Genomic DNA, 8,775 nt, shown 5'->3' on the forward strand with positions numbered 1-8,775 from the left:
TGGGGGTTCGAGTCCCCCCTCTCGCACTCTCGCCTTATAGCAGCCTTCCCATCGATTGGAGGTTCTGAAAACTACTCCAATCCCTCTCAAGACACTTTTCCCTATTTAGCCTGATACTTACTGATGCTAACGCAGGTAAAGATCACGTTTAGATCACGTTGTAGGCACGTTGAAGCTGCACTAAACAAGCCGCTGCGCTTGCTGGTCTTGAATAGCACGTTGTCAGACTGCAATGCTCGTGTTGTCCGCTCTATTGCTTAAGCGCGATGGATCTGGATCACGTTAGGATCACGTTATGGAAGTATGTCCCTACCCAGAAGCAGATGTTCGGGTATCAGGCCAAAGATCGGCTGCCCGAAGGCCATATCTGCTTCTTAAGGGCGTGTAACGAGGCAAATCGCTCAAAAATAGGGCTGCTCTGTGCCCAGATCTGCCCTCCCAAAACCTCAACATAAAAGATATCGGGGCCAAAACCAGTGCCGTAGTCAGATCACACCAACGCAAAGCCTAATCGCCCGAAAAATGCACCACCTCAAATCAATACCCCAACACACATCAAGACTTATAGGACAAACCTCCTACTGCCCCGGTTACTCCAGGCCAACAGCCTCCTTGCCGGGGACGAAAATCCCTCTTCTGTCTAGCAATGAGCCCTCAACCCGATAGAGCGCGACAAGCGACTTCAGGTAATTCACCACAGAGCTTATCTCCGATATCTGACTCTCAACGAGGTCTCGCTGCGCCTGAGCCACTAAAAATGAGGTCGATCTGCCGACGCGGAACTTCTCCACCTCAGCCCTATGGACCTCCTGCTTCAGCTGGCGAGTGGCTAAAGTAGCGGCTACTTGCTCCTTGGCGCGGTTCACCTCTATATATGCGGAGCGCACATCTAACTGGATCAATCGCGTCAGGTTCGCGATCGCCTCGTTGGCCAAGCTGCGACTGAGGATGGACTGTTTATGGGCCGCGCGGTTTGCTCGGCTGCCAAGCGAGTACTCTAAGGTGAGTCCGGCGAGCACCTCGTAATAGTTGTCGTCGAGGTTCTCGGCAGAATCCTTGAACGAATTGGCATAACCCGTCTTGCCCAGGCTAATGAACAGGTCAAGTTTTGGCAGGAGGCCGTTTTTTGTCTTGGCAATCTCGAGCTCGCCGCGCTCGACCTGAAGCCGGGCCTGGTTCAGGTCCGGCCGCATTTTCAGGGCGACTTTTATCTGCGCCTCCACGCTATCAAGATGCGCTTCCGGCACTGCCGGGGCATTCTTGATGACAACTTCTCGGTCCCAGGGACCGGGCCCCGGCGGGCTTGCTAGCTGCAACAGACGCAGACGGGTTATCTCCAGGTTGCTGCGCGCGTTAATAAGGTCCTCCCTGCGAAGCGCCACCTCGGCCTTGGCGGCAGCCAGTTCCATTTCTGCCAGCAGTCCGAGCTTGATTCTCTCCTGTGTCTCTTGCAGCTGCTGTTCGGCAAGTTTTAGCGAATCGGTGAATATCTCGATCTCGCGCTGCGCGAGCGCGAAGTCCCAGTAGGTGCCCTCAACGTCCGCGACGAGGGCCTCGGCGAAAGCGCGAAGCTCGTAATGGGAGGTCAGCGTATCCAACCGGGCCTGACGGAGGTCCGCGAGGTTGGCCCCCAATCCTGCTCCCTTCAGGAGGGCCTGGGTGACCGTAAGGCCCGCTCTGGTCGTGTGTTGATCGCCGTAAAGATCAGACAAAGACCGGTCAGTGGAGGCGCCCAGGCTGATCTCGGTGCCCGTAGGCAGAAACTCAGAAAGCGCGATATTGGCGCTTGTCTCGTCCGTCCTGGTCTCTGGAGAAGCCGCTCCGGAGCTCGGCGAAGTCCTATCACGCTTGCGTGAGGCTGAATAGCCAGCTCTCAGCTGCGGGTCAAACACGGATCGCTGTTCTGCCTCGCGCGTCTTTGTGATCGCTGCATTCAGCCGCTCTATTCGGAACGACGGATTACCTTCCAGCGTCATCAGGATCGCCTCCTTCACAGTAAGCTCAAGCCTGGGACGCAGGGTGGCAGTCGTAGGCGCGGGCGTCCGGTCGATATCAAGAGCTGAGGCCGTGGCAATTGGATTGATTTTCCAGACCTGCGCTGAGCTGTCGCTGACGGGCAGCGATCGCCCGGCGCCCTCCGATTCTGAGAAGGCGAGCGCCGCGAGAAAGAAATAGGCGCCAGCGGTCAGCAATGGCCACCATTTCTGGAAGGATGAATTATGAAGGATGAAGGATGAGTCATACATTAGAGCGCTTTTCATCCTTCATCCTTCCGCCTTCATCCTTCCCCTGCTTGCCATCCCGACGGCGCTCGAAGACGGAGTAAACTATCGGCACGAAAAATAACGTTATGGGCGTCGAACTCAGAAGTCCTCCAATCACGGTCCTGGCCAGCGGCGCCTGCGCCTCGCCGCCTTCACCCAGCCCGAGGGCGAGCGGAACGAGCGCAAGCATCGTCGTCAATGCCGTCATCAGAATGGGGCGCAGCCGCCTCCGACCGGCCTCCTCAATCGCGTCTTTCAGGGCCAGGCCATCGCGGCGCCGAAGCAGATTCGTATGGTCAACCAGAAGGATCGCGTTGTTGACCACTATGCCGCCAAGCATAATGCAGCCGATGAAGGACTGAACGTTGAACGTCGTGCCGGTCAAAAACAGCATTATGATGACTCCGATTGCCGCCAGCGGGACCGAGAACATCACTACGAATGGGTCTCGGAGTGACTCGAACTGGCAGGCCATGACCATATAGACCAGCACAAGGGCCAGGATAAGGCTCAATATAAGCTCCGAGAATGCCTTTTCCTGTTCCTCATAGTCGCCCCCAAAAACGATGCTGAACCCAGGGGGCACCGGGACAGAGCGGAGGGCCTCGCGCATGTCAGCCACTATCGAACCCATATCCCGCCCGCTTATGTTCGCCGATACCGTGACAATCCGTTCCTGATCCTTGCGCTCTATCTGCACAGGAGCAGTGCGCGGCTGGGCCTGGACCACGTTGCGTAGGACGACCGGCTCACCATCAGCGTTGAGCAGCGTCAGATCAAGAATCTCGCGAAGTCCAAGCTTCTCCGCGTCCTTCAGCCGGACGAGAATCCTGTACTCCTTACCACCCTCGCGATATTCGCCCGCTCCGGTGCCGGACAGTGTTGTCTGAAGCATGTTGGCGATCTGAGAGACGGATAGCTTCATATCCGCGGCCTTTTGACGATCGACGACGATGAGTTCTTCGGGGCTGCCCGACTCCCGACTTAGCTTCGCGTCCGTAACGCCATCTATCTTCTCTACGATCCGCTTGACCTGCTCGGAAAGAGCTTCCGCTACAAAGAGGTCATTGCCTCTTATCTCAACCTGGAGCCTCTCAAGACCAGCTGTGGCCATTCGAAAAATGAACAAACCCTGCCCTGCCCGCGTTCGCACAATCATCCCAGGGATATCAACGAGCTTGCTCCGAAGGTCCGCCGCAATCTCCTCGCTGGACCTCGACCGCTCGGCCTCAGGCTTCAGGGCAATCCTAATATCTGCGCTATAGCCTCCCCCCCCATGCCACCCGCTCCCCCCTACGGTCACTACGGTGCTTCTGGCCTCCGGAACCGACTCCTTCGCAATCTCCTCAATGGCGCGAAACCGCTCATCGAGAACCTCCAGCCGGGTTCCAACCTCCATCTCTGCGCTTATACGCACCTCGCCCTCGTCAGTCGAGGGCATCAGCTCAAACCCGAGAAACCGCCCGAGGACCAGGCTCGCGACAAGAGCCAACGTGGCGGTAACGACAACAGGTGCCCTATGGTCGAGTGTGAAGTGAAGCCACTGCTTGTATTTGGCCTCCATGCGATCGAAGACTCGCCCGCCGAGAAGGGATATCTTCTGCACGAGCGTCACTCGTGCGGCAGGACCTCGAGAGCTTGATCGCAGGACTCTGGCCGATAGGGTTGGCACTAATGTTACGGCGACCCCCAGGGAGCAAAGAAGAGCAAAGCTAACCACCAACGAAAACTGCTTGAACATCACACCGGCCATGCCGCGGACAAAGATCAGAGGTAGAAAAACCACCAACGTCGTCAAAGTGCTAGCGACTATGGCCGCGGTGACCTCCTCGCTACCGTTGACGGCCGCCATTTCCGAGCTTTGGCCCGAGGCCCGCAGCCGACTTATGTTCTCCAGTACGACGATCGAGTTATCGAGCAACATCCCTATTCCCAGCGCCAATCCGCCCAGCGTCATGATGTTCAAGGTGAAGCCAGAAAAATACATCAGCGCAAACGTGGCAATGATCGAGATGGGTATTGCAGTTGCGATTACGGTGGTGCTGCGGATATTTCGGAGGAAGAAAAGAAGGACAAAGATAGCTAGAATGCCGCCATAGACCGCGGACGTGCTGACGTTTGAGATCGAGCGCTTGATATAGTCAGAGGTGTCAATGATCGGCGTCAGTCGAATCTGAGGGATGTCAGCGTTGATGCGCTCGATTTCCTTGAGCGCAGCCCTCGCCACGTCAACCGTGTTCTTCCCGGACTGCTTGTAAATCCCCAGGCGAACGCCGGATTCGCCATCGACCCGCACGAGCCTCGTGACCTTCTCCCAGGAGTCCTCCACGCTAGCGATCTCTTTCAGCTGAACCGGTGCACCCTCGCGAGTCGCTACCACCGTATCCTTTAGTTCCTGGAGGTTCGTGTATTCTCCCCGCGTTCGGATTGAAATCTGGAGGTTGCCCTGGTCAATCTCTCCAGCAGGGACTGTGACGTTTCCCTCCCGAATCCGCTCCAGAATCTGATTGAGTGAAAGCCCGAGTGCCTTCACCTTGTCCGCGTAAAGATCGACGTGGATCTCACGATCCAATCCGCCAAAAACATTGACCGATGCGACCCCGGGCACCCGCTCGATCCTGTACTGTATCTGGTCGTCTATGATCCTGCGCATCTGAATCGGGTCCAACTTGCTGGAGGCGCCGAGAATCAGAACTGGAAAACTCGCCAGGTCGAACTTGTGCAGACTCGGCCTTTCCGCGTTCTCCGGGAGGTGGTGTATTACCCGGTCGAGGCGGTCACGAATGTCGTTCGCCGCTGGGTCCAGATCGGTCCCCCATTCAAACAGCACCCTGACGTTGGAACTGCCCTGCACTGACACCGAGGTCAGCTCTTTGACACCCGGCACAGCACTCATCGCCTCTTCCACCGGACGGGTCACGAGCTCTTCGATCTCCTCCGGCGTGGCATTCTCGTAAGTGGTGGAAATGCTGAGCGTCGGATAAGTAATGTCGGGCATCAAGTCAATGGGCAGCCGGACCAAAGAGATACTACCCAGAATGATGACGATCAGAGTCACCATGATCACGAAAATGGGGCGATGAACGGCGAGACGAGATAGCTTCATTGCCCCGCACCGTGAGTGGGGCCGCTGGTCTTCTGCGCGGAGTCTTGCTTGGTTCTTCCCTGCCCGGAGTTCGTGTCCAAATCGCTGCCTGGCAAGACGATTGAAGACCCATCCTCAAGCAGATGATACCCGAGTGTCACGACCGATCCGGTGAGTGGGGGTTGGAGCACCTCAGCCAGCTCACCCTCAATGATGCCCACGGTTATGGGAACGAATCGCGCCTTCATCCCCTCTGTGTCAGCCAGAAAAACGCCTTGTGCGCCGTTGCGCCTAACGAGTGCAACCTGGGGAACCACTGCGGCGTCCTCGTGGCGAGAAAACTCGATCTGAACGCGCACGAACATCCCAGGCTTGAGAAGCCCCTCATCGTTCGGCACCTCGATTTCGACCCTCGCCTCGCGAGACGACTCTTTCAGCAGGGGAGCGATGCGGGCGATCTTGCCGCTGAAACTACGCCCGGCAAACGCATCGGTCTCGACACTCGCTTCCTGCCCAGGTCTTACCTTGGGGTAATCTCGCTCGATCACGCTGATCACCGCGGTCAGAACAGAATCATCGAGTACGGAGACAATGGGAGAGTTGGCCGCAAGCATCGCCCCCTCGTCAACGAACCGCTCCCCAACTACCTGGCTTTCATCGACACCCTCCCAGGAAACCCGTATCTCCGTATATGAGAGTCGCACCTGCGCTGCTTTCAGGGCCGCCTCCTTCTGGGCCACCTGTGCTTGTGCCAACTTGTTCTTGGCCGCTTGCGCACTGTAATGTGCGCTCGCACTATCTAATTCCGACTCTGAGGCTATCTTCTTCTGACGAAGGGCCTGCGCCCTCTCAAACTCGCGCCCGGCCACCTCAAGATTGCTTACCGACTCCTCTCGACTGGCCCTGGCTACATCCAGCTCCGCACGCGACTGCTCTGCCTGCTGCTTGTACTCCTCATCATCAAGAACGGCAATCAACTGACCCGCCTTTACCCGATCTCCAATGTTGACGAGGAGCTTCTCAAGTCTGCCGCTGATCTTGGGAGCAACTACGAACTGTGATTTGGGTATCAGGGAACCCGAGAACCGCCCGATATCTTGAATCGTAGCTCTCCTTACGGGGCTGACCTCAACCGCCACTGCCGCACCTGCTCGCCTAGAACCGGACCCATTTCCCGATATCAGAGATTTCTGCACGACCCGAAAGACGAGTAAGCCGCCAAGCAGAACGCAAACAATTATCACTACCGCCCTTTTCACACCCTAGCTCCTTCGACTATTCCTGAAAACTCCCTCTGCCTACTCGCCCTCGTATAACAAACAAACCAGCGGCTGTGCCTCTCTCGGACTGTATTGCTCCCGCCAAATCCACCCCTGAGTAGTAATGTCTCCATTCGTTCCCGTCGAAGGCAGTGTAGCCCTCCGGATTCTCGAAGTACTTGACATCATGAGGTCCCACAACGACCTCGACCACCGCGCCGCTGTCCAAGCAGCATTCATCCTTGCGATAAGCCATCCATGTCTGGCCGCCGAAACTCAGGACTGCCTCATGTTGGCCCCGGCCGGCGAACCATTTGACATTTTTCGAATCAACTGCAACCGAATCCACCGCTTGAAGAGACTTGTCGGAGAAATCGTAAACACAGTAGCCATCAGATTGGAACCTGCCTACGCGAAATCATCGCCTTTTTGTGCTCTCCTGACTATATCATCCAATTCGTCTTCATTTCGTCTTGCCATATCAGTCTCGAGGCCATGTTATAGGATATAGACAGACCAAGCCCAAAGAAAGTTTAACATGCCTCGCGGGATTGTCGGACCTGTCGTCAGCCGCAGCTCTCAGAGTGGGCTCCCCTCGGGTGGGAGCCGACCTCCGGATGGGTTCAAGCAAGAATCCCTGCCGAGTGCCGTGGGTACCCCCAGATGCCCAGATTGTCATCCCCGATGACGAGCCGAGTCGCGTTCATGCCTCGCTCCTTAAGGTCTCTTAAGAATGAAGACCAACTCTCTATCGACTCACGATGTCCCGGCTGGATGGCCACGACCACTTTTCGGCCGTCACTCGAATCCGCAATCGCGACCAGAACCGCCGCTTTGTCCTTGTCCAAGCCAGCCTTCAGATAGATGCCGTCAACCCAGAGATAGACCACCTGGAGGTCATCCAACCGACGCGATGACCGTTGCTCGAACTCGGCCTGCCACTTCGCCTTCAGCCGCCCAACGGTCGAGACGGAGATCGGCGCCTCCTCCCCCAATAGCCCCCGAAGCGCCAGGTCGAGGTCGCCCTCGGCAAGACCATGCAAGTAGAGCTCGGGTATCAGGTCGTTCACGGCTCATACTTGCCCCTGCCCAAAAACTCCGTAACCTCCTCTTCCAACACGTTTTGAAAACACCTTTGAATCTGTCCACGAATCCACGTCTCAAGACCTTCCCAACACGGGCTTGACTTCCAATCGCATACTGTGCTCTTCTCGCTCACAGCGGTGTTCTCCTTTCTTTTGCATTAGATTACTTATTTTCAACAAGGATGGACACCGCCTAACACAATTTCCACACCTTCTGGGGTAACCTCGTCCAGACGTGGCGTTACCGACAACGGAGTGATTTGGGGGCAGGTGGCTCTGAGCCCACATACTAACATTACACTGACGCCCCAGCCCGGGGGCGCAGCTTGCCGCGAGCAAGTGAGGCGAAGATACCTAGCGCACAAAGGCCAGCGAATATGCCGAAGGAAGTCCTGACCGCCGTCAGAAAGGCGTCTTCGTTCGCGGGCCCAATCTGCGCCTCACCCACGTGCACGGAAAGCAAGAACATCACTATGCCCATGCTGAGCGTCATCCCCATCATGTTTGACGTGCCCTGCATGGCCGCGGCAACGCTGTAATTTCGCTGGCTCACAGAGCTCATTATGGCGTTTGTATTAGGTGCTGAGAAAAGAGCAAACCCAAGTCCCATCGTGACCAGGGCGCCTACCACATACCCGAGCGGCGTGCCTCGACTCAAGAAAGCCAGAAGTCCAAGCCCAACGGCAGTCAACACCATCCCGCTTGAGGCTACGATTCGAGGCTCGATCCTGTCGGAGAGCTTGCCCGCAAATGGCGAGATGATAGCCTGGACGGCGGGCTGGGCGAACATCACAAGACCAGCCCACATGGGTCTCAGCCCCATGACCTCCTGAAGGTATAAACTGAGCAGAAAAGCGTTTGCAGCGACGGCACAGTAGTTGATGACTGCGGCGAGGTTCGACATAGCAAACACACGATTTCGAGTGAACAGCCGAATATCCACTATCGGACTTGGGGACTTTCTCTCGAACAGGACGAAAACAATAATACCCAAGACCCCAGCCCCGAACAGCCAGGGCCCATTCCGGTAGGCGAGGTTCGTGAATCCATAGACGGTGGCTAGTATCGCTCCACTACAGATC

7 protein-coding genes are annotated in these 8,775 nt (G+C 56.6%); all 7 read right to left on the minus strand.

All coding sequences use genetic code 11. The features are described 5' to 3' along the window. Window positions 1-590: 590 nt before the first annotated feature. Window positions 591-2,261, minus strand: a complete 1,671-nt coding sequence (locus VM163_13130) for a TolC family protein (GenBank protein ID HUT04823.1) — start codon at window positions 2,259-2,261, stop codon at window positions 591-593. Beyond that, window positions 2,239-5,370 (minus strand): efflux RND transporter permease subunit, encoded by a 3,132-nt coding sequence (locus VM163_13135; GenBank protein ID HUT04824.1) that lies wholly within the window; start codon window positions 5,368-5,370, stop codon window positions 2,239-2,241. Before VM163_13135 ends, VM163_13130 begins: the two co-directional genes overlap by 23 nt. Beyond that, the gene (locus VM163_13140; protein ID HUT04825.1) at window positions 5,367-6,608 is read right to left on the minus strand and encodes an efflux RND transporter periplasmic adaptor subunit; all 1,242 of its coding nucleotides are present in this window, start codon (window positions 6,606-6,608) and stop codon (window positions 5,367-5,369) included. Before VM163_13140 ends, VM163_13135 begins: the two co-directional genes overlap by 4 nt. A gap of 16 nt (window positions 6,609-6,624) precedes the next feature. Next, a complete protein-coding gene (locus tag VM163_13145) occupies window positions 6,625-6,864 on the minus strand; it encodes a hypothetical protein (protein HUT04826.1) in 240 nt (79 codons plus the stop codon). A 367-nt stretch (window positions 6,865-7,231) separates the two neighbouring features. Beyond that, a complete protein-coding gene (locus tag VM163_13150) occupies window positions 7,232-7,678 on the minus strand; it encodes a transposase (protein ID HUT04827.1) in 447 nt (148 codons plus the stop codon). Then, the gene (locus VM163_13155) at window positions 7,675-7,827 is read right to left on the minus strand and encodes a hypothetical protein (protein ID HUT04828.1); all 153 of its coding nucleotides are present in this window, start codon (window positions 7,825-7,827) and stop codon (window positions 7,675-7,677) included. The genes VM163_13150 and VM163_13155 overlap by 4 nt, the downstream gene beginning before the upstream one ends. Window positions 7,828-7,988: 161 nt before the next feature. After that, on the minus strand, window positions 7,989-8,775 hold a 787-nt coding region (locus VM163_13160), incomplete at its 5' end, for an MFS transporter (protein ID HUT04829.1).

This window comes from bacterium (assembly GCA_035527515.1).
Lineage (GTDB): Bacteria > B130-G9 > B130-G9 > B130-G9 > B130-G9 > B130-G9.

What these genes read in the sequence shown, in the direction of transcription:
- VM163_13135 (HUT04824.1), bottom strand. Translation starts at nt 5,370, where the DNA reads ATGAAGCTATCTCGTCTCGCCGTTCATCGCCCCATTTTCGTGATCATG.
- VM163_13145 (HUT04826.1), bottom strand. Translation starts at nt 6,864, where the DNA reads ATGGCTTATCGCAAGGATGAATGCTGCTTGGACAGCGGCGCGGTGGTC.
- VM163_13130 (HUT04823.1), bottom strand. Translation starts at nt 2,261, where the DNA reads ATGAAAAGCGCTCTAATGTATGACTCATCCTTCATCCTTCATAATTCA.